The sequence below is a fragment of the Primorskyibacter marinus genome, from assembly GCF_003313245.1.
GTDB classification, from domain to species: Bacteria; Pseudomonadota; Alphaproteobacteria; order Rhodobacterales; family Rhodobacteraceae; genus Primorskyibacter; species Primorskyibacter marinus.
Window position 1 is genome coordinate 76,978 of sequence record NZ_QJSD01000003.1, and the last position, 19,340, is coordinate 96,317.

At 60.4% G+C, this 19,340-nt stretch carries 20 protein-coding genes; 11 read left to right on the top strand and 9 right to left on the bottom strand.

What is annotated here, in order from left to right; translation table 11 throughout:
* Positions 1-88: 88 nt before the first annotated feature.
* The 10 genes from DMZ65_RS07155 to DMZ65_RS07195 all read left to right on the top strand — a co-directional run bounded on the left by DMZ65_RS07155 (position 89) and on the right by DMZ65_RS07195 (position 10,175).
* Positions 89-622, top strand: a complete 534-nt coding sequence (locus DMZ65_RS07155; RefSeq protein ID WP_116598231.1) for a DUF3305 domain-containing protein — start codon at positions 89-91, stop codon at positions 620-622.
* Positions 619-1,254: a DUF3306 domain-containing protein gene (locus tag DMZ65_RS07160; protein ID WP_116598232.1), complete on the top strand. Its 636-nt coding sequence runs from the start codon at positions 619-621 to the stop codon at positions 1,252-1,254. Before DMZ65_RS07155 ends, DMZ65_RS07160 begins: the two co-directional genes overlap by 4 nt.
* A complete protein-coding gene (locus DMZ65_RS07165) occupies positions 1,251-1,874 on the top strand; it encodes a TorD/DmsD family molecular chaperone (RefSeq protein WP_116598233.1) in 624 nt (207 codons plus the stop codon). Before DMZ65_RS07160 ends, DMZ65_RS07165 begins: the two co-directional genes overlap by 4 nt.
* 85 nt (positions 1,875-1,959) lie before the next feature.
* Positions 1,960-2,151: a twin-arginine translocation signal domain-containing protein gene (locus DMZ65_RS07170; protein WP_116598234.1), complete on the top strand. Its 192-nt coding sequence runs from the start codon at positions 1,960-1,962 to the stop codon at positions 2,149-2,151.
* A gap of 104 nt (positions 2,152-2,255) precedes the next feature.
* The gene (locus tag DMZ65_RS07175) at positions 2,256-5,303 is read left to right on the top strand and encodes a formate dehydrogenase subunit alpha (protein WP_116598235.1); all 3,048 of its coding nucleotides are present in this window, start codon (positions 2,256-2,258) and stop codon (positions 5,301-5,303) included.
* 13 nt (positions 5,304-5,316) lie between these two features.
* Positions 5,317-5,910: a formate dehydrogenase FDH3 subunit beta gene (gene fdh3B, locus DMZ65_RS07180; RefSeq protein ID WP_116598236.1), complete on the top strand. Its 594-nt coding sequence runs from the start codon at positions 5,317-5,319 to the stop codon at positions 5,908-5,910.
* Positions 5,911-6,139: 229 nt separating this feature from the next.
* Positions 6,140-7,339: a formate dehydrogenase subunit gamma gene (locus tag DMZ65_RS07185; protein WP_116598237.1), complete on the top strand. Its 1,200-nt coding sequence runs from the start codon at positions 6,140-6,142 to the stop codon at positions 7,337-7,339.
* Between the two features lie 4 nt (positions 7,340-7,343).
* Positions 7,344-8,663, top strand: a complete 1,320-nt coding sequence (locus DMZ65_RS07190; RefSeq protein WP_116598238.1) for a c-type cytochrome — start codon at positions 7,344-7,346, stop codon at positions 8,661-8,663.
* A gap of 6 nt (positions 8,664-8,669) precedes the next feature.
* Positions 8,670-8,795, top strand: a complete 126-nt coding sequence (locus DMZ65_RS20010) for a hypothetical protein (protein WP_269801541.1) — start codon at positions 8,670-8,672, stop codon at positions 8,793-8,795.
* Between the two features lie 33 nt (positions 8,796-8,828).
* Complete coding sequence (locus DMZ65_RS07195; protein ID WP_116598239.1) at positions 8,829-10,175, top strand: sigma-54-dependent transcriptional regulator; 1,347 nt, start codon at positions 8,829-8,831, stop codon at positions 10,173-10,175.
* Positions 10,176-10,177: 2 nt separating this feature from the next.
* On the opposite strand, the gene DMZ65_RS07200 is transcribed toward DMZ65_RS07195, so the two are convergent.
* Positions 10,178-11,188: an NAD-dependent epimerase/dehydratase family protein gene (locus DMZ65_RS07200; RefSeq protein ID WP_116598240.1), complete on the bottom strand. Its 1,011-nt coding sequence runs from the start codon at positions 11,186-11,188 to the stop codon at positions 10,178-10,180.
* Between the two features lie 218 nt (positions 11,189-11,406).
* On the opposite strand from DMZ65_RS07200, the gene DMZ65_RS07205 reads away from it, so the two are divergent.
* On the top strand, positions 11,407-12,288 hold the full coding sequence (locus tag DMZ65_RS07205; RefSeq protein WP_116598241.1) for an HpcH/HpaI aldolase/citrate lyase family protein: 882 nt from the start codon (positions 11,407-11,409) through the stop codon (positions 12,286-12,288).
* 1 nt (position 12,289) lies between these two features.
* Here the strand turns inward: DMZ65_RS07205 and DMZ65_RS07210 are convergent, their stop codons facing one another.
* The 8 genes from DMZ65_RS07210 to DMZ65_RS07245 form a co-directional block, all read right to left on the bottom strand.
* Complete coding sequence (locus DMZ65_RS07210; RefSeq protein ID WP_116598414.1) at positions 12,290-12,754, bottom strand: MaoC family dehydratase; 465 nt, start codon at positions 12,752-12,754, stop codon at positions 12,290-12,292.
* Positions 12,755-12,889: 135 nt separating this feature from the next.
* Positions 12,890-13,942 carry a fatty acid desaturase gene (locus DMZ65_RS07215; RefSeq protein ID WP_116598415.1) on the bottom strand — a complete coding sequence of 351 codons (1,053 nt, stop codon included), beginning with the start codon at positions 13,940-13,942 and terminating at the stop codon, positions 12,890-12,892.
* A 216-nt stretch (positions 13,943-14,158) separates the two neighbouring features.
* A complete protein-coding gene (locus tag DMZ65_RS07220; protein ID WP_116598242.1) occupies positions 14,159-15,202 on the bottom strand; it encodes a threonine aldolase family protein in 1,044 nt (347 codons plus the stop codon).
* A 3-nt stretch (positions 15,203-15,205) separates the two neighbouring features.
* Positions 15,206-15,685, bottom strand: coding sequence for a YcgN family cysteine cluster protein (locus tag DMZ65_RS07225; protein ID WP_116598243.1), 480 nt, complete (start codon positions 15,683-15,685; stop codon positions 15,206-15,208).
* Positions 15,682-16,614: a bifunctional riboflavin kinase/FAD synthetase gene (locus tag DMZ65_RS07230; protein WP_116598244.1), complete on the bottom strand. Its 933-nt coding sequence runs from the start codon at positions 16,612-16,614 to the stop codon at positions 15,682-15,684. The genes DMZ65_RS07225 and DMZ65_RS07230 overlap by 4 nt, the downstream gene beginning before the upstream one ends.
* A 120-nt stretch (positions 16,615-16,734) precedes the next feature.
* Positions 16,735-17,178 carry a MaoC family dehydratase gene (locus tag DMZ65_RS07235; RefSeq protein WP_084351392.1) on the bottom strand — a complete coding sequence of 148 codons (444 nt, stop codon included), beginning with the start codon at positions 17,176-17,178 and terminating at the stop codon, positions 16,735-16,737.
* Between the two features lie 102 nt (positions 17,179-17,280).
* The gene (locus tag DMZ65_RS07240) at positions 17,281-18,153 is read right to left on the bottom strand and encodes a TIGR01459 family HAD-type hydrolase (RefSeq protein WP_116598245.1); all 873 of its coding nucleotides are present in this window, start codon (positions 18,151-18,153) and stop codon (positions 17,281-17,283) included.
* 219 nt (positions 18,154-18,372) lie between these two features.
* Positions 18,373-19,293 (bottom strand): manganese-dependent inorganic pyrophosphatase, encoded by a 921-nt coding sequence (locus DMZ65_RS07245; RefSeq protein ID WP_116598246.1) that lies wholly within the window; start codon positions 19,291-19,293, stop codon positions 18,373-18,375.
* Positions 19,294-19,340 lie beyond the last annotated feature (47 nt).

The window sequence follows — 19,340 nt, forward strand, 5'->3', positions numbered from 1 at the left end:
AAGCGTTTTGTCGGCACGTCTTGCTGGCGCATGGTAGGGGGGGGGGAGGCCAAGCGACTTGATGCACAATCCGAATAAGTATCGGACCATGCCGTTAGGAGTTGTTCTGCGCAAAGCGCCGGGCGTGACGCGCTGGGTGCCCTGGTGCTGGACGGCGACGGCAGTGTTGCCTGGCGCGGGACCAGCGCAATGGCACGAGTTGCGCCGCGAAGGCGACGCCGTGGAGTATCATGCTGCAACCGTTGTGCTGGAACTTCACGGCTCTGATACCGAAGCGTATCTGCACGGGCTGACAGCGGCGATTCCCAGTGTCTATGTGGTGATGCGTGAGGGCGAAAGCGATATGCCGTTGGATGTGCTGCTGGTCACGGCCTCACCTTACGAGGCGCAGGATTACACGGATAGCGGAGAAGAGATCGTCGAAAAGGTTCCGATGCCGCACGGGCTGGTGGCATGGGTGCGCGACTTCATTGAAGAATTTCATCAAGATGAGATTTTCGTCAAGCGCAAGCGTGACAAATTGCGGGTGGATCTGGTGCAGGACGGTGTTGGCGATCCCCGCATTGACAAAGAAGCGGATATTTACGCCTCGCCAACGCTGAAGCGGAGGCGTTTGCAATGAGTGATTTCTGGACCCGCCGAAAATCCGCTGTTCAGGCAGAGGAACGCGCCCAAGAGGCCGCACTGGCAGAGGCCGACGCGCTGGCCCGAGAGGCGGAGCTGGCTGAACGCACGGACGAGGAATTGCTGGCGGATGCCGGGATGCCCGATCCCGATGCGTTGATGAACAGCGCTCAGGTGCGGGCCTTCATGCAATCGACACTGCCGGATCGGCTCAAGACACGCGCGCTACGGCGTCTCTGGCGGCTTGATCCTGTGCTGGCGAATGTCGATGGTCTGGTGGATTATGGCGGTGATTTTACCGATGCCGCCAATGTGGTGGAGAAACTCCAGACGACCTATCAGGTCGGCAAGGGCATGCTGCGAGCCATTCAGGCGCGCGCAGCGGACGCTGAGCAGATGCGCGAGGAGGAGGGCGACGTCGCAACGGCGGCGGAGGTCCCGGATCAAGTCCGGGACGGGTTGGCTGTGCTGCCCGCGTCCGACGACGAAGCTCAACCTGTCGTCTCTGCCGACCCTGCCCCGGCCCCCGAGCCGGGGCCTTGCATCGACATCGCCGGAACATACGACACTGAACAGGCCGCACCAACAGCGCGGCGCATGGCGTTTTCCTTCAAGGAAAACGCCACATGACCGAGGAAGCAATGACCGCCACGCCCGACATCATCGCCATCAATGAAGAGGACCGCCTGCGCGCGGACCTGTACAATTTTCTTGGGCTGCTCCTGTCGCGCCCACCAGATGAGGGCTTATTGATACAGACCGCAGGATTGTCTGGCGATGACAGTGATTTGGGTCAGGCGATCTCGACCCTTGCCAAATTGGCAAAGCTGACGCGGCCCGCAACGGTCGAAAGCGAATACAACCGCCTGTTCATCGGATTGGCGCGTGGCGAATTGCTGCCCTATGCCAGTTACTACCTGACTGGCTTTCTGAACGAAAAGCCGCTGGCCACCCTGCGGCAGGACATGTCGGCGCGGGGGCTGGCAAGGGCCGATAACGTCTTCGAACCGGAAGACAATATCGCCAGCCTGATGGAGATGATGGGCGCGATGATCGTTGGCCGTTTCGGCGTGGCGGCGGATCTCGGCGCACAAAAGAGCTTTTTCAACAAACATATCGCGCCTTGGGCAGGGCATTTCTTTTCCGATCTGGAGGCGGCGAAAAACTCTGTCTTCTATGCGCCTGTCGGGACGGTCGGGCGTATCTTCATCGGGGTCGAGACTGACGCCTTTCGGATGAGCGGGGGCTAGTTCCCTCGACATAACATGTCTGCGGGGATTGCCTGCGGGCTCAGAGTGGCGGGAAACCGCCAGAACCAGTGAGGAGGTACTCACGATGACACGGAAACCCGAGGAGGCAACAAGCCGCCGCGATTTCCTGAAACTGGCCGGAACCACGGCACCGCTTGCAGCGGTGGCGATTGCGACCGGTGCGACGGAAGCAGAGGCCGCAGCGCCTGACCTGACATCGGAAAAGATGCAGGATACCGCGCATACCCGCGCTTACTACGCCAGCGCCCGGTTCTGAACCGGATGCAGGATTTGGCCTGAGAACGACTGGTTGCGTGACGCCCGACTGTTCCGGCCTTCTTGTAAACCAAGCGCGCAAGAGGCGCGTGAAGGGAGAAAACCATGCTTAGGAAAAAGACCAACGGGGTTGCGCGACGCCCCCAACGGACCAGTATCCTGTCGGATGTGACACAGACATCCGTCGACCGGCGCGCATTTCTGCGCGGGTCCGGTCTTGCGATCGGGGGCCTGACGGCGATTGCCGCCACGGGCGGAACGGTCACACAGGCCAGCGCCCAATCCGCCGTGAGCGGTGCAGTAGAGCTGCGCAAATCCGTCTGCACCCATTGTTCGGTCGGCTGTACCGTTCAGGCCGAGGTGTCGAACGGCGTCTGGATCGGGCAGGAGCCCGGCTGGGACAGCCCGTTCAACCTGGGCGCGCATTGCGCCAAAGGGGCCTCGGTGCGCGAACATGCGCATGGCGAACGCCGTCTGAAATACCCGATGAAAAAAGAGGGTGGAGAGTGGAAGCGCATCAGCTGGGAGCAGGCGATCAACGAGATCGGCGACGGCATGATGCAGATCCGCGAGCAATCCGGCCCGGACAGCGTCTACTGGTTGGGCAGTGCCAAGCACAGCAACGAACAGGCCTATCTGTTCCGCAAATTCGCCAGCTACTGGGGCACGAATAACGTGGACCACCAGGCGCGGATCTGCCATTCGACCACGGTTGCGGGTGTTGCGAACACATGGGGCTACGGTGCCATGACCAACAGCTATAACGACATCCATAATTCCAAGGCGATGTTTCTGATCGGGTCAAATCCGGCAGAGGCGCATCCGGTGTCGTTGCTCCACCTGCTGAAGGCGAAGGAAGAGAACAACGCGCCGCTGATCGTATGCGATCCGCGCTTCACCCGCACCGCGGCCCATGCCGACGAATATGTCCGTTTCCGTCCAGGCACCGATGTGGCGCTGATCTGGGGCATCCTGTGGCACATCTTCGAGAACGGGTGGGAGGACAAAGAGTTCATCCGCACCCGCGTCTGGGGCATGGATCAAATCCGCGAAGAGGTCGCCAAGTGGAACCCCGATGAGGTCGAGCGTGTCACCGGCACCCCCGGCAGCCAACTGGGCCGCGTCGCCCGGACATTGGCCAACAACCGTCCCGGCACGTTGATCTGGTGCATGGGGGGAACCCAGCATTCGACCGGCAACAACAACACGCGCGCTTATTGTGTGCTGCAACTTGCGCTGGGCAATATCGGAACCCAGGGCGGGGGTGCCAATATTTTCCGTGGACATGACAATGTGCAGGGGGCCACGGATCTGGGTGTTCTGTCGCATACGCTGCCCGGATATTACGGGCTTGCAAAAGGGGCGTGGCAGCATTGGGCGCGTGTCTGGGAAGAGGACTTTGACTGGTTGAACGGTCAGTTCCAGACCGTGAAGGGTGCCGACGGCAAGGACAAGAACCTGATGTACGAGACCGGGATACCGGTGTCGCGCTGGATCGACGGGGTGCTGGAGGACGCCGAAAACATCGACCAGCCCAACAACCTGCGGGCGATGGTTCTGTGGGGGCATGCACCGAATTCGCAAACCCGCATGGCCGAAATGAAGACAGCGATGGAAAAGCTGGACATGCTGGTCGTGGTTGACCCGTATCCCACGGTCTCTGCCGTGCTGCATGACCGGACCGACGGCGTCTACCTGCTGCCGGCCGCAACCCAGTTCGAGACCTACGGATCGGTCACCGCGTCCAACCGGTCGCTGCAATGGCGCGAGAAAGTGGTCGAACCGCTGTTCGAATCCAAGCCGGATCAGGAAATCATCGGCCTGTTCGCCAAGAAGTTCGGCTTTCACGACCGCATGTTCCGCAACATCGCGATCGAGGAGGACGGCGTCACACCCAATGTCGAGGATACGCTGCGCGAGCTCAATCGTGGCATGTGGACGGTGGGTTATACCGGACAAAGCCCCGAGCGGCTGAAACTGCATATGGCCAACCAGCACACGTTTGACCGCACCACGCTTCAGGCGATTGGCGGTCCGGCGGATGGCGATTATTACGGTTTGCCATGGCCTTGCTGGGGTACGGCAGAGATGAACCATCCCGGCACGCCGAATCTGTATGACATGTCCAAGCCGGTGGCGGAGGGCGGTTTGTGCTTCCGCGCCCGTTTTGGCGTTGAAAGGGACGGTGACAACATGTTGGCCGAAGGCGTGTTCAATCCTGGCTCGGAAATTCAGGACGGCTATCCGGAGTTCACCTATCAGATGCTGGTGGATCTGGGCTGGGATGGCGACCTGACAGATGCCGAGAAACGCTCTATCGCGGGGGTGGTCGGTGTCCAGATCGACGGTGGCGTTGGTGAAAGCGACGACGGCGACGATGGTGCCCCTGGGGGTTTGGCCGCTGCCGATGGAACGCAGGGCGCTGCCGAAGAGGTGGGCGAACAGTCCATGTCGCCCTTCCCGTCGGATTTCAACGCCAAGGCCAAGGGCGTCAACTGGAAGACCGACCTGTCGGGTGGCATCCAGCGGGTCGCGATCAAGCATGGCTGCGCCCCTTTCGGCAATGCCAAGGCCCGCACAGTGGTGTGGACCTTCCCCGATCCGGTGCCTGTCCACCGCGAGCCGCTTTATTCGCCGCGACGCGATCTGGTGGCCGATTATCCGACCTATGAGGACCGCAAGTTCTATCGCTTGCCGACCATGTATGCCTCGATCCAGAAGCAGGATTTCAGCAAGGATTATCCGATCATCCTGACCTCTGGTCGTCTGGTCGAATATGAGGGCGGGGGCGAAGAAACGCGGTCCAACCCATGGCTGGCGGAGCTTCAGCAGGACATGTTCGTCGAGATCAACCCGCGCGACGCCAACAATCTGGGTGTGCGTGACGGGGCGCAGGTCTGGGTCGAAGGTGCCGAAGGGGCAAAGGTCAAGGTGATGGCGATGGTGACACGACGGGTGGGCGAGGGCGTGGCTTTCATGCCTTTCCACTTCGGCGGCCATTTCCAAGGTGAAGATCTGCGGTCCAAATATCCGGACGGGGCCGACCCCTATGTGCTGGGCGAAAGTTCCAACACCGCCCAGACCTATGGCTATGACAGCGTGACCCAGATGCAGGAGACGAAATGTACTCTCTGCAAGATCATGCCAGCGTAAGGAGGAAAACAGAATGGCCAGAGCTAAATTCCTGTGTGACGCCGAGCGCTGCATCGAATGCAACGCCTGCGTCACCGCGTGCAAGAACGAGCACGAGGTGCCGTGGGGCATCAACCGACGACGGGTCGTGACCATCCAGGATGGCGACCCCGGTGAAAGGTCAATCTCGGTCGCGTGCATGCATTGCTCAGACGCGCCCTGCATGGCGGTCTGTCCGGTGGATTGCTTCTACCAGACCGAAGACGGCATCGTGCTGCATTCGAAGGATCTGTGCATCGGCTGCGGCTATTGCTTCTACGCATGCCCGTTTGGTGCGCCGCAATATCCGCAGGCCGGCAATTTTGGATCGCGCGGCAAGATGGACAAATGCACCTTCTGTGCCGGTGGCCCCGAGGAGAACAACTCGACCGCTGAATTCGCCAAATACGGGCGCAACCGGATCGCGGAAGGCAAGCTGCCGATCTGCGCCGAGATGTGTTCCACCAAGGCGCTGCTGGCAGGCGATGGCGATATCGTGTCGGCCATCTACCGCGAGCGTGTGGTGGCCCGCGGCTTTGGTTCGGGCGCTTGGGGTTGGGGCACGGCCTACGATCAGAAGGGCGGGTGATCCTTGCGACAGGCTGGCGGGGGCGTGGCTTTCGCCGGGGCTTGTTCGAACCAAGTTGCGCCATGGTTTCGCGACGGGCGTTTGATATGTCAGACGTCGGCGCAGGTTGAAAGTGACGGAAGCGAGGGGCCAGCCCCTCGCGCTCCCCGGAGTATTTTTACCAAGAAGAAAGGGTGGGGTCATTGATGGCTCTGCGGCCTGTTTTCTTTGGAGTCTGGAGAAGTGGACAATGTTGCGTCATTTGATGACCGTTCTCATGCTGGTTTTTCTGACCTTGCCCGCTGCGGTGCGTTCGCAGGAAGCTGAAGCACCCCCGATTGATCGGTCCGCCACGGGCGGGGCGCAGACGCTGGAAGATATTCTGCGACGCCAGAACGGCGAGCCGGTGGATGACATGTTTCGCCGTGAAGCGATTGGCGGGGATGCGGTGACCGCGCCCGGACTGGGGCCGTTGGGCGGCGCGTCCGATCCGGAGCTTTGGCGCGCTTTGCGCTATAACGAAGCGGACGTCACCACCTCGACGCGCGGTGATCTGGGTAAGGTGCTGGTGCAGGATGGCGGCATGCGGTGGTACGAGGTCCGTCGCGGCCCGCTTGTGACCTATGGCGGCTGGTTGCTGCTTGGCACGATCGCTGTTCTGGCGGTGTTTTTCCTGCTCCGTGGGCGCGTCCGCATCGAGGGCGAGCAAACCGGCAGGACGGTCACGCGGTTTCAGGCGTTCGAGCGGTTCTCGCACTGGCTGGTGGCCGGGTCATTCGTGCTGTTGGGGGTGACGGGTCTGGTCACCCTGATGGGCCGGATGTTCATTGCGCCCTATCTGGGGCTGGAGGCGAACGCGACCCTGCTGACGATTTCCAAGCTGATTCACAACAATGTGGCCTGGGCCTTCATGCTGGGGCTGATCCTCGTATTCGTCCTGTGGGTCTGGCACAATATTCCCAATCGGCTTGACCTGGTCTGGATTTCGCAGGCGGGCGGCATCATCGGCAACAAGCACCCGCCCGCGAAGAAATTCAACGCTGGACAAAAGCTGGTGTTCTGGTCGGTGATCATCCTGGGGGCGTCCCTGTCGGTTTCGGGCTTGTCCCTGTTGTTCCCGTTCGAAATGCCGCTATTTGCCAAGACGTTTGGCATCCTCAACGATATGGGTGCGCCCGGTTGGTTTGGTATGGCCCCCTTGCCTGCGTCGCTGGCCCCGCAAGAGGAAATGCAACTGGCGCAGCTATGGCACGCCATCGTTGCCTTCGTGATGATGGCGATCATTCTTGGGCATATCTACATCGGCACTCTGGGGATGGAGGGCGCATTTGACGCCATGGGGTCTGGCGAGGTGGACGAAGCCTGGGCGCATCAGCACCATTCGATCTGGCTGAAAGAGGTAAAGGCAGAAGAAAAGTCCCCGGCCAGCGACGCCACGCCAGCGGAGTAGGCAGGTGCAACGCGCGCTTATCCTCGCCATCTGGCTCTGTGCGACCTCTGCGGTGGCACAGGATTTCACCACGCTGAAGGGGCATGGCGGCCCGATCATGGGTATTGCCGTGGATGGTGACGGGCGCGTCGCGACTGCCAGTTTCGACAATTCCATAGGCATTTGGGAGGGTGGCATCCCTGATTGGCTGGAAGGGCACGCGGCTGCTGTCGGCGTGGTGGCGTTTCGCAGCGACGGGTTGCTGGTGTCAGGCGGCGATGATTTCAGCGTGCGTCTTTGGTCCGAAGATGGCGTGAGCCGCGTGCTGGGCGAGCATCAGGGAAAGGTCACGGATGTCGCCGTCTCGACCGAAGCCGGGCTGGTCGCGAGTGCGTCCTGGGACGGAACCATCGGATTGCTGCCGTTGGACGCAGACCGGGCGCCGGCGCTTTACCCGTCGCTGGACGAGCCTGAACCACGGTTTCTGGAGGCACCGGGCGCGGTGAATGCGGTGGCGTTTCACGGGCCGGATATGCTGTATGCCGGGACGTCCACCGGCGAGTTGATGCGCTATGACCTTGCGGGCGATGCGATGCTGCCTCTCGTCCGTCACGGCTTTGGTATCAATGAAGTGATCGTGACCGACGGCTGGATTGCTTATGGCGCGGTGGATGGTGCAACCCGGATTGTCGATCACGACGGAAGCGAGATTGCCGATTTCACGCTCGACCGCCGCCCGATCCTGTCGATGGCCTATCATGCGGACACGCATCAGCTCGCCGTTGGGGATGGCCATGGCTATATCATGATGCTGGATACAGCCGACTGGCGCATCTCGCGCGATTTTCGGGCCACGCGCGAAGGCCCGGTCTGGGCGCTTGCGTTTTCGCCCGACGGCGCGACAATTTGGGCGGGGGGGCTGGATGATGTGGCGTTCGGCTGGCCCGTCGCCGCATTGGATGCGTTCGAGCCGGGGATTTCCGGCGCGCGCAGTTTCCTGCGCCCCGCCGAGGACATGAGCAATGGCGAGCGGCAGTTCATGCGCAAATGTTCGATCTGCCACGCGCTTGGGGCGGACGCGTCCCGCAAGGCCGGGCCGAGCTTGCACGGGCTTTTCGGTCGGCGTGCCGGGACCGTGCCGGGTTACAATTATTCCGCGACACTGACCGGATCGCCGATCCTCTGGGATGAGACAACCGTGGACGCGCTGTTCGATGAAGGCCCGGACCACTATGTTCCGGGGACAAAGATGCCGATGCAGGTGATCGCAGCACAGCAAGACCGGACCGATCTGATAGAGTTCCTGAAACAGGCCACGCGCGCATCGGTCGAACATGAGGAGTAGGGCAAAATGAAATCGATGTTGACCGCCTTTGTCGCCATCGCCGTGATCGGTGTGGGCGCGCATTTCGCGCTGCAAGAGGTGGGGTTCTCGGCGCAAGAGGTCTTTTCCGGGCCGAGCGTCCGGCTTGACTGACCTTCACAGGCGTTACGAAGGGGGATCTTTGCGATGAAGGGTCCAATCAACGCGGCTGACGAATATAGCGCGCCATTGTCCGGGGCGTCGATTCTGGTGATCGACGACGAACCCGGAATGCGCAATTTCCTGAAGAAAATTCTTGAACCCAGGGTCAAGCGGGTGGAGCAAGCCGCGAATGCGAATGAGGCGTCGCGCAAGCTGGATGAGACGCATTTCGATCTGGTGATCGTGGATAACATCATGCCCGGAATGTCCGGGCTGGAATGGGTCACCGAACAACAACGGCTGGGGTTTTTCGCGGACACGATCCTGATGACCGCCTATGCCGATTTGGAAACCGCGATTGCCGCCCTGCGCGCCGGGGTCAGCGATTTTGTGTTGAAACCGTTCCGCGCCAATCAGATCCTTGGCGCCGTGGCGCGCACGCTGGATCGCAAATACCTGCGCCGGGACAACACGCTTTTGCGGCGCGAGCTGTTGTCGGATGTCGGTTACGGGCAGTTGCTGGGCAAGTCCGAGGCGCTTGGCGCCGTGCGCACGCTGCTGCACAAGCTGGCACCTTTGCCGACGCCGGTGCTGTTCACCGGGGCCAGCGGCACCGGCAAGGAGTTGGCAGCGCGGCATCTGCACAAGCTGTCGGACCGGGCCGAAAAGCCGTTTGTCACCGTCAATTGCGCGGCGATTTCCCTGGATCGGATTGCCGCGGAACTGTTTGGCGTGGTCGAAGAGAACGACCGGCTGCGCCCCGGTCTGTTGCTGCTGGCTGACGGCGGGACATTGTTTCTGGACGAGGTCGCCCAGATGCCCGAGCAGCTTCAGGTCGCGCTATTGCGGGTGCTGGAGGATCAGCGCGTCCGCCCGGTCGGTGCCGAGCGCGAGCTGATGCTGAACCTGCGGTTCCTGTTTGCCACGAATGCCGATCTGGAACAGGCTGTGGCCGATGGCAGGTTTCGCGCCGATCTTTACCACCGCATCAACGTGTTCGAGATTTCCATGCCACCTTTGCGGGACCGGTCAGAGGATATTGTCGAATTGGCGGCGCTGTTCATGGATCAGTTTGCCGTGACATTGGGCATGCCGGGGCTGGATCTTGATGCGGAAACGCTGTTGAAGATGCGGCGCTACGACTGGCCCGGCAATGTGCGCGAGTTAAAGAACCTGATCGAGCGGTCTGTGATCCTTGGCGCGTTCCCCAAGGGGTTCACGGGCGGTGCTGCCATCTCGGGGGCGCAGGCCATCGAGAATCTGGATATGGTCACGCAACGCCACATCCTGCATGTTCTGGATCTTTGCGATGGCAACCGGGCCGAGGCCGCGCGCCGTCTGGGCGTGTCGCGCAAGACCATCGACCGCAAGGTTGCCAGCTGGGAGGCCTGACCTCAGACGTTGTAGTAGTCGCGATACCAGCGCGCGAACCGGTCGATCCCCTCGCGAAAACCCGTTTGTGGGCGATAGCCGGTCAGCCTGTGCAGCAATGAGGCTTCGGCCCAGGTGGCAGGCACGTCGCCTTTCTGCATCTCCATGTAGTTGCGCTTTGCCTTGACGCCCAGGCTGTCTTCGATCGCCTCGATGAAATCCAGCAGCCGCACCTTGTCGGAATTGCCGATATTGACGACGCGGTAAGGTGCGACCGGTGACAGGCTGTCGCCCTCGGGCACCACACCATCTTCGGGCCGCACGGGTGCCGCGTCTATCAGCAGGCGAATGGCGCGGACCAGATCCTCGACATAGGTGAAGTCGCGATACATGTCGCCCTGATTGTAGATGTCGATCGGGTCGCCCTTCAGCATGGCGTTGGCAAATTTGAAATAGGCCATGTCGGGCCGTCCCCATGGGCCGTAAACGGTAAAGAACCGGAACATGGTCGTGGGCAGGTTCCACAGATGCGCATAGGAATGGCCCATCGCCTCTGTCGCCTTCTTGGTGGCGGCGTAGATCGTCATCGGCGTGTCGGCCTTGTCGGTCTCGCGGAAGGGCATTTCGGTATTGGCGCCGTAGACAGAGCTGGTCGAGGCCATCAACAGGTGATCGACCTCGTGCCGGCGCGCGGCCTCCATCACGTTGAACGTGCCGGTGACATTGGCATCGACATAGGCGCGCGGGTTTTCAAGGCTGTAGCGCACCCCCGCCTGAGCGGCCAGATGCACGATCACGTCGGGGCGGAAATCGTCCGCCGCAGTGTCGAAGGCGGTCACATCCTCCAACATCGCCTCGGTCATCGAGAATCGGTCCGATTGCAGCAGCATCGCGTTGCGGCGCTGTTTCAGGGTGACATCGTAATAATCGGTCATCCCGTCATAGCCGTGTACCGCGAACCCTTCGGCCAGCAGAAGCTGCGCGAGGTGAAAGCCGATGAACCCAGCGGTTCCGGTGATCAGGATGCGGCGCATAGTCAGGTCTCCACGGTCTGTTTCTCTGAAGGCGCATGAAGGATGCGGATCTGACGCGTATCTGCCAGAGGATCGGGCCGGTGTCGATGTCAGAGCGTCCGCAAGACGCGTGTTTATGCGCAACGGTTTTGGGACAACCACATGCACGCGGCACCTTTCAACCGTCCCGGCACCGCGCTAGGCTTTGTTCACCGGCATCTCGAAAAAGGACTACCTGGATGAAACCGATCCGCTCATTTCTGTTCGTACCAGCCAATAAGGAGCGGATGATCGACAAGGCCGCAGATGCGGGTGCCGATGCGATTATCCTTGATCTCGAAGACAGCGTGCCGCCCGATGAAAAAGCGCAGGCCCGCGCGCTGGTGGCAGGCAAGATCGAAGGCTTGGCGGTAAAGGGGGCGCGCGTCTGGGTTCGGGTCAACAAATCCGCGCATCTTTATGATTACGACGATCTGATGGCGGTGGTGCAGCCGGGGCTGGTGGGCATCGTCGTCTCCAAACCCTGGGGGCCGGAAGATGTGCACACCGCCGCCTGCATGGTGGCCGAGGCCGAGAGCCGCAACAATCTGGAGATCGGCTCTGTCCGACTGATCCCGATCCTTGAAACCGCCCGGTCGATGCAGCTGTGTTTTGAAATTGCCGAACATCCGCGGGTTGCCGGGATTGTCGGATGTACGGCCAAGAATGCCGATGTGGCCCGCGCGTTGGGGTTCATCTGGACCGTGGAGGGGCGGGAGACCGATTATCTGAAGTCTCGCGTGGTCATGGCTGCCCGCGCCGCCGGAAAGCTGCCGATTGGCGGGCTATGGCAGCAGGTCAAAGACCTTGACGGGTTGGAAAGCTTCACGAAATACGACCGCCAGTTGGGCATGGCGGGGGATTTGATCTTGCACCCCTCGAATGTGGAGGTGGTGAACCGCATCTTCACCCCTACGCCCGAGGAAGTCGCCCATTACAGGGGCATGGTCGATGCGCTGGACGCGGCACAGGCGGCCGGGCGGGCATCGGCCATGTATGATGGCGAGCATATCGATATTGCCCATGTGAAGACCGCCCGCGACATCATTGCGCTGGCAGAAGGCTTTGCCGAGAAAGGTTGAGTTAGGCCGTGGCCGCGGATGATTTCAGTTGCAGCCCGCTGCGTTTGCACTGGGCAACCAGCACGTCGTTCTGATTGTAGGCACGGTGGATGAAGGTGACAATCCCGGCATTGGGACGCGATTTGCTGTCGCGCAGTTCTGCCACCTCGGTCTCTATCCGCAATGTATCGCCGTGAAACACCGGGGCGGGAAAGCGTACCTCGTCCCAGCCCAGATTGGCAATGGCCGTACCCAATGTCGTGTCGCCAACGGAAATGCCGACCATCAGCCCCAGAGTGAAGCCGCTATTGACCATGCGCTGGCCGAACTCGGTCTCTTCCTGGCAGTATTTCTCGTCCAGATGCAGCCGCGCGGGATTATGCGTCATTGCGCAAAACATCACGTTATCCGTCTCGGTGACGGTGCGATGCAGCGCATGTTTGAAAACCTGCCCGACCTCCAGCTCATCGAAATATAGACCTGCCATCTGTTGCCCCTTATTTACGGTGCCGGTCGCGCGGATCACGCGGCCGGATTGGTAAATCAGACATTAGCAAGCGTCGCGCCGGTTGTCTTGTGGTGCGAAAGGCGACATGCGTAGCGCGCGCGTCAAGGCCCCGGTTCAGTTGACCGGGGCAGGTTGCGCAAACTTCGCGCGGGCTTGACGAAAGGTCAGCAGGCGGCGCGTTTCTTCATCCCACAGATGCATCCGCGCGTTGCGAAAGCTGTCGCGGATGGTCATGCGGTTGCCATCGGCCAGTTCTGCATGGTCACGCAGGACTTCGGGCAGCCGGTAGAACGGGATGCGGCTATAAAGATGGTGCACATGGTGGATGCCGATATTGGCGCTCAGCCATTGCAGGACCGCAGGCATGACATAATGCGAGCTTCCGTGCAGCGCAGCATCATGCAGTTGCCAGTCTTCGTCCGTGTCCCAGTGAGCCGTTTCAAACTGGTGCTGGACGTAGAAAAGCCAAACGCCCGTGGTGGCCGCCAGCAGGGTCGAGGGCAAAAAGATCAACAGAATCGGCATCACGCCGCCGAAATACAGGATCAGGCCCAACCCGATCAGCACTGCCGCGTTGTTGCACATCGCGCTGATCCAAAACCGCGCACGCCCCATCAGCCCAAGCGGCACGCGGTTCTGCACCAGAAAGATATATCCCGGCCCCAAGCCGAACAGGATGACGGGGTGTCGGTACAGCCGGTACATCAGCCGGTGGAATGGCGTCAGTGCGCGATATTCTGCAACTGTCATGGTATGGATGTCGCCCATGCCTCGCCGCCCCAGATTGCCAGAGCTGCTGTGGTGGACGGAATGGGTGTGTCGCCAGACGCCGTAGGGGGTCAGGGTCAGCACGCCGATCACCCGGCCCAGCCAGTCGCTCATCGAGCGGTTCTTGAAATAGGCACCATGCCCACAATCATGTTGAATGGCGAAAAGACGCACCAGGAATGCGGCATTGACCACCGAGATCGCCAAGGTCAGCCAATAGCTGATCCCCAGTGACCACCAGGCCAACGCCCATAGCAAAACGAAGGGACCAAGCGTCACGCCAAGTTCAAAAAGGCTGCGGGATGTGTCAGGCTCACGGTATCCTGAAAGGATTTTGACCCATTCTCTTGCAGGTCGTTTGGCGGCCTGAAGCCGGGTCGGGTCAGTTTGATCGAACATGTGCCTGCTTTTTTTTATCGTTGCCGGTCGATGCCATAGACCAATACATCGCAGTCGGAAACTGTGCATTTTAGCCATGATCGCAGAATCGCGCGCGTTGATGCCATATTTATCGCCGCTTTCGGGCATACATCGACATCTGGTTGAGTCCGCTGCCTGTAATACGCCTCAGGGTGCGGTCAACACCATGCGCCTTGGCCTTTGAGGATATTGCAACTAGCTCTTCAAGGCGGACAGAAACCGCGTGACATCTTGCTCTGACAGGGACCAGTCGCATACCAGTCTGGCGGTCAGGAATTCGTCGGGATCGTTACCATCCTGCGTGCCTTCCCACAGGTGATAGATCGCACCGGCGTCTTGCAGACGCTTATGCGTCGGGCGGGTCAGCTTTGCAAAGACCATGTTCGCGGCAGGCTCAAAGGCAAAGTCCACGCCGCGCTTGCGCAGCCCATGGGTCAGCTGTGTCGCCCTTTCGTTGGCCTGGCGCGCCAGGCGCAGCCACAGATCGTCCGTCAGATAGGCTGCCATCTGCGCTGAAAGATATCTGTGTTTGGAAAACAGATGCCCGCCGCGCTTGCGCCGATACTCGAATTCCTGTGCGCGCTCCGGATCGAACAGGACAACGGCCTCGGCACCCATCAGGCCGTTTTTGGTGCCACCAAAGGACAGCACGTCGATGCCCGCCCTCCAGGTCATCTCTGCCGGAGAACAATCCAGCGCCACCAGGGCATTGGCAAAACGTGCGCCATCCAGATGCACGGGCAGGCCGTAGCCATTGGCAACGGCAGAAAGCGCCTGCAACTCGTCCAGACTGTAGAGGGTTCCGCATTCGGTGACCGAGGTAAGCGAGACACATCCCCGCTGTGGTCCATGGACGCCGCGAGTGCCCTCGGCCTCGATTGCCGCCTGCAAGGTTTCCGGCGTCATCCGGTCCGCGTCGCCCACCAGCGTCAGCTTTGCCCCGCCGGTATAGAACTCTGGCGCATTGCATTCGTCCTGATGGATATGCGCCACCGGGGTGCAAAAGATCGTCTGCCAAGGCTGCGTGACTGTCGCCAGACCCAATACATTGGCCGCCGTCCCGGTTGCGACAAGATAGACCGCCGCATCGGGTGCCTCAAAAACGTCTCTGACGCGCGCCTGAACCTCTGCGGTCAGCGGATCGTCGCCATAACCCATCGCATAGCCACTGTTGGCCTGCGCCAATGCGTCCAGCACCTCTTGGGCCACCGGGCCGGAATTGTCTGATGCGAAATACATCTTCTAGATCGGCTCCTCGATGATGTGGTCTTCCCAGTCGTCCTCGTCGATTTCAAACTCGGGGACGGTGCGATGTTGCATGGACACGCCTGCGGCATGGACGGTGTCGGGATCACCTGAAATCAACGGATGCCAATCGTAAAGCGGCTTTCCCTCCCACAGCAGCCGGTAGGCACAGGTGCGCGGCATCCAATAGGCGTGGCTGTCGATGTTTTCGGGTTTGAGCACGATGCATTCAGGTACAAACTGGTGTCGGATCTCGTATTTTGCGCAGCGGCAGGTGGCGTCGTCAAACAGCCGGCAAGCAACGCGGGTCAGCTCTACATGGCCGGTATCCTCGTCCTCCAGCTTGTTCAGGCAGCACTTGCCGCACCCGTCGCAGAGCGCCTCCCACTCTGCGACCGTCATTTGCCGCAGGCCTTTGGTCTCCCAAAAGCGTGGAGCCAAACCAGTCCGGTCGATGGGGTCCTTGGACGGCTTCATGCCTGAACCAGAATTTCGCGTGCCCGGATGCAGTCCGTGTCCATTTGCGCGATCAAAGCGTCCAGGCTTTCGAATTTCTCTTCGCCACGCAGGAATTCCACCAGCCCGACGGACAGCGTTGCGCCGTATAGATCGCCTGAAAAATCGAACAGGAAGGTTTCCAGATTGGGCTTTTCGCCGTTGAACATGGGTCTGATCCCGATAGAGGCCGCGCCGTGATATTGCCCGGCATGAGGCCCGTCCAAGACATCGACCAGCACCGCGTAAACGCCGAATTTTGGCCGGTGCAGCCCGTCTATGGACATGTTGGCCGTTGGATAGCCCAATACACGGCCACGTTGTTCGCCCCCGATGACGCGCCCTTCGATGCGGTGCCAATGGCCCAGTTGCGCCGCGGCGTCACGCGGGCGACCCTCTGCCAAAGCGGCGCGAATCGCAGTCGAGGAGACCTGCCCGCCTGTGCCTTCCAGCAGTTTGGCCACCGTCACACCGAATCCCATTTCTTGTCCGAATTTTTGCAGATCGCTGACATTGCCAGACCTGCCCTTGCCAAAACAGAAATCGGCGCCGATCACGACATGCCGCAAGCCAAGCCCGTCATGGATGACCCGCCGGGCAAATTCGTCAGGCGTCAAGCAGGCGAGGGCGGCGTTGAAATTCAGCTCGTACAGCCGTTCAACCCCCAGTTTTTCCAGGCGCGACGTGCGCGCCGTGCGACGCATCAACCGGAAAGGCGGGCTTTCGGGGGCGAAATATTCACGCGGATGCGGCTCGAAGGTCAATACGCCCAAGGGCGCATCCGGCGCGGCCTCCTGTGCCATGCGGATCACCGCTTGGTGGCCAAGATGCACGCCGTCGAAATTTCCGATCGCGACGCTGGCGCCGCGATCTTCAGGGGCTACAAACTGATAGTCGCGGATGATCCTCATCCGGTTGGCCTATCCGCCCCGCGCGCCGTGTTCAAGCGAGAGATGTGGCGTCGCGGCCAACTATGGACGTCTGTGACGGGCCGGCTGCCATGTGTCATGCCGCAAAAGCTGTACCTTCGGTCAGTCGAACTTGCGGGACGGTGCCAAAACGACAGCCTCACCGATCAGGACTTTCTTGCCATCGACCGCGCAGTGACATTCCAGCGTCACACGCCGCTTGCCATGATCTATCCCGGCCACTTTGACCTCTGCATAGACCATGTCGCCGGGGCGCACAGGTGCGAGAAATTTCAGCGTCTGACCCATGTAGACCGTGCCATGTCCGGGCAATTGTTCGCCAATCACCGCAGAGATCAACCCGGCGGTCAGCATCCCATGTGCAATCCGACCCTCGAAAATCGTATCCTGCGCATAGTCATCATCCAGATGCACAGGGTTCCGGTCGGTAGAGACCTCGGCGAACAGCTCGATATCGCGATCCGTCACCTGTTTGCGCAGGTGGCGCGTCATCCCCATCTCGATATCTTCGATGCAGATGGTTCCGCGAGGCAAATTGTCGAACATCCGGCCCTCCATGGCAAGCTGCCTTGTAATATTCAGACGGTAAGTCGCCCTTCTGGGAAACTTTATTACTTCGCAGGCGCAGAAAAGCAAGTCTTTTTAAGGTCAGCGAAGCTGTCCAATAGTATAGGTTGGAGACACCTGTTCCTTTGAAAGATAGGTTTTCAGCGCCGATTCGTCGGGTTGATGAGAGGTTTTGGTCTCTTCTGCCGCAATCCCACCGGAAATGAACAGCGAATCGATATCCTCGCCCATGGCACCCTGAATGTCGGTCAACACGCCGTCCCCGACAGCAAGTATCCGGGAATCGGCCACATCCTTGCCAAGTTCCGCCAATCTGCGCCGCGCCAGATCATAGATCGGCGGGTAGGGCTTGCCGAAATAGAGGCTCTCGCCGCCCATTTCAGTATAAAGTCTGGCAAGTGCGCCTGCGCACCATTCGCGCTGGTCCCCGCGGTCAACGATGATGTCGGGATTGGCGCAAAGCAGCGGTAGCCCCTTGGTCTTTGCCTTCAGAAACGCGGGTCGCATGACGTCGGGATCGGCGTGGGGGTCTTCGGGCCCGCAACAGACTATGCCCTCGGCCTCGTCCAGTTCGACCTGAATGATCTCGACCGGATCATCGACCAGATGCAGAGGGTCGAAAAAGCTCAGGTCATGCGGCTGGCCGATGAACCAGACCTTGCGACCGACGGCACCACGGAACATCGCAGCCCGAGCGGAATCGCCCGACGTGGCAATTGTGTCATAGGCATCTGCCGGGACACCAAATTTCTCAAGCTGCTTTGCAATCTCGTTGCGAGCTCTTGGGGCGTTGGTCAGCAAAACCACCGCGCCACCACGCTGCCGGTAAGCCTGCAACGCCGCGACCGCGTCCGGCAAGGCCTTTATGCCATCATGCACGCATCCCCAAAGGTCCACGAACATCGCGTCATAGGTATCGGAAATCTCGGAAAGCGCAGAGATGATCTGGGTCATGGAAGGGGCCTTTCGGTGAAAGCATCATGTTCACCGATCTATGCCGTAGCCCGTGCGGTTTGACCACACCATTGCAAAAGTCCGCGCATAAGATGTTTTGTCTGAAACGCGCGCAAACCGTTCAGTAATCGTCAGAGCGGAGCGGATGGGTCCATCGACGTGCTGAAAACAAACAGGGCACCCGTGGGTGCCCTGATGCAATTCTGAAATCCTCGCGGTTCAGACCTTGAGGTTCGGAATGATCTGCTTTTTGCGGCTCATTACGCCGGGCAGCACGACTGTGTCACCGTTGACTGACGCGCCAAAGCTCTTTTCGGCCACGGCCTTCACCAGATCGTTCGGCACCAGCAGCGTCGCCTCTTCGTTCAGGATGTCCACGACGAAAAGCAGCACCTGATCTACGCCGTCTTCCTTGGCCACGTCGGTCATTGCAGCCATCAGGCTGTCCTTGCGCGACAGAACCTGAGCCGGCGCGGTGGTTTCCAGAACCGAGACCCGGAACTTGGTGTCGCCGACACCGTACTCCTTGGAATCCATGCGCAGCAACTCGGCATCCGAAAATGCGCTGACATCGGATTTGGCCGCGAACATTTCGGCGGCATATTCAGGAATGTTGACGCCGAGCTGCTCTGCCAGAGTTTCGGCCACGGCGCGGTCGTGATCTGTCGTGGTCGGCGAACGGAATTCCAGCGTGTCCGACAGGATGCAGCTGAGCGCCGCGCCCTTGATGGCGTCGGGCATCTTCGCGGCGTCTTTGCCCATCAGATCGACCATGATCGTGGCCGTGCAAGCCAGCGGGCGCACGGTAATGTCGATCGGGCCTTTGGTTTCCAGACCGCTGACCAGTTTGTGATGGTCGATGATGCCGACGATATCCGCCGCGTTGATGTTGTCGGGCAGTTCGGCGGGATTATTGGTGTCGACGATGATCACAGGCGCCCCTTCGGCCACGTCCGAGATGATCTCGGGTTTGTCGAGGTTCCAGCGTTCCAGCATGAAGGCGGCTTCGGTGTTGGGCTCTCCCAGAAGCTTGGGGGCCGCAGCCTCGCCCTTCACCTCATTGAGATACCAGGCCCATATGATCGGCGAACCGGTCGAGTCGGTGTCGGGAGATTTGTGGCCAAAAACCTGCGTGGTCATATGATGCGTCCTCTTGATGTCCCAAGGCAATTTGCGCGCCTTATAGG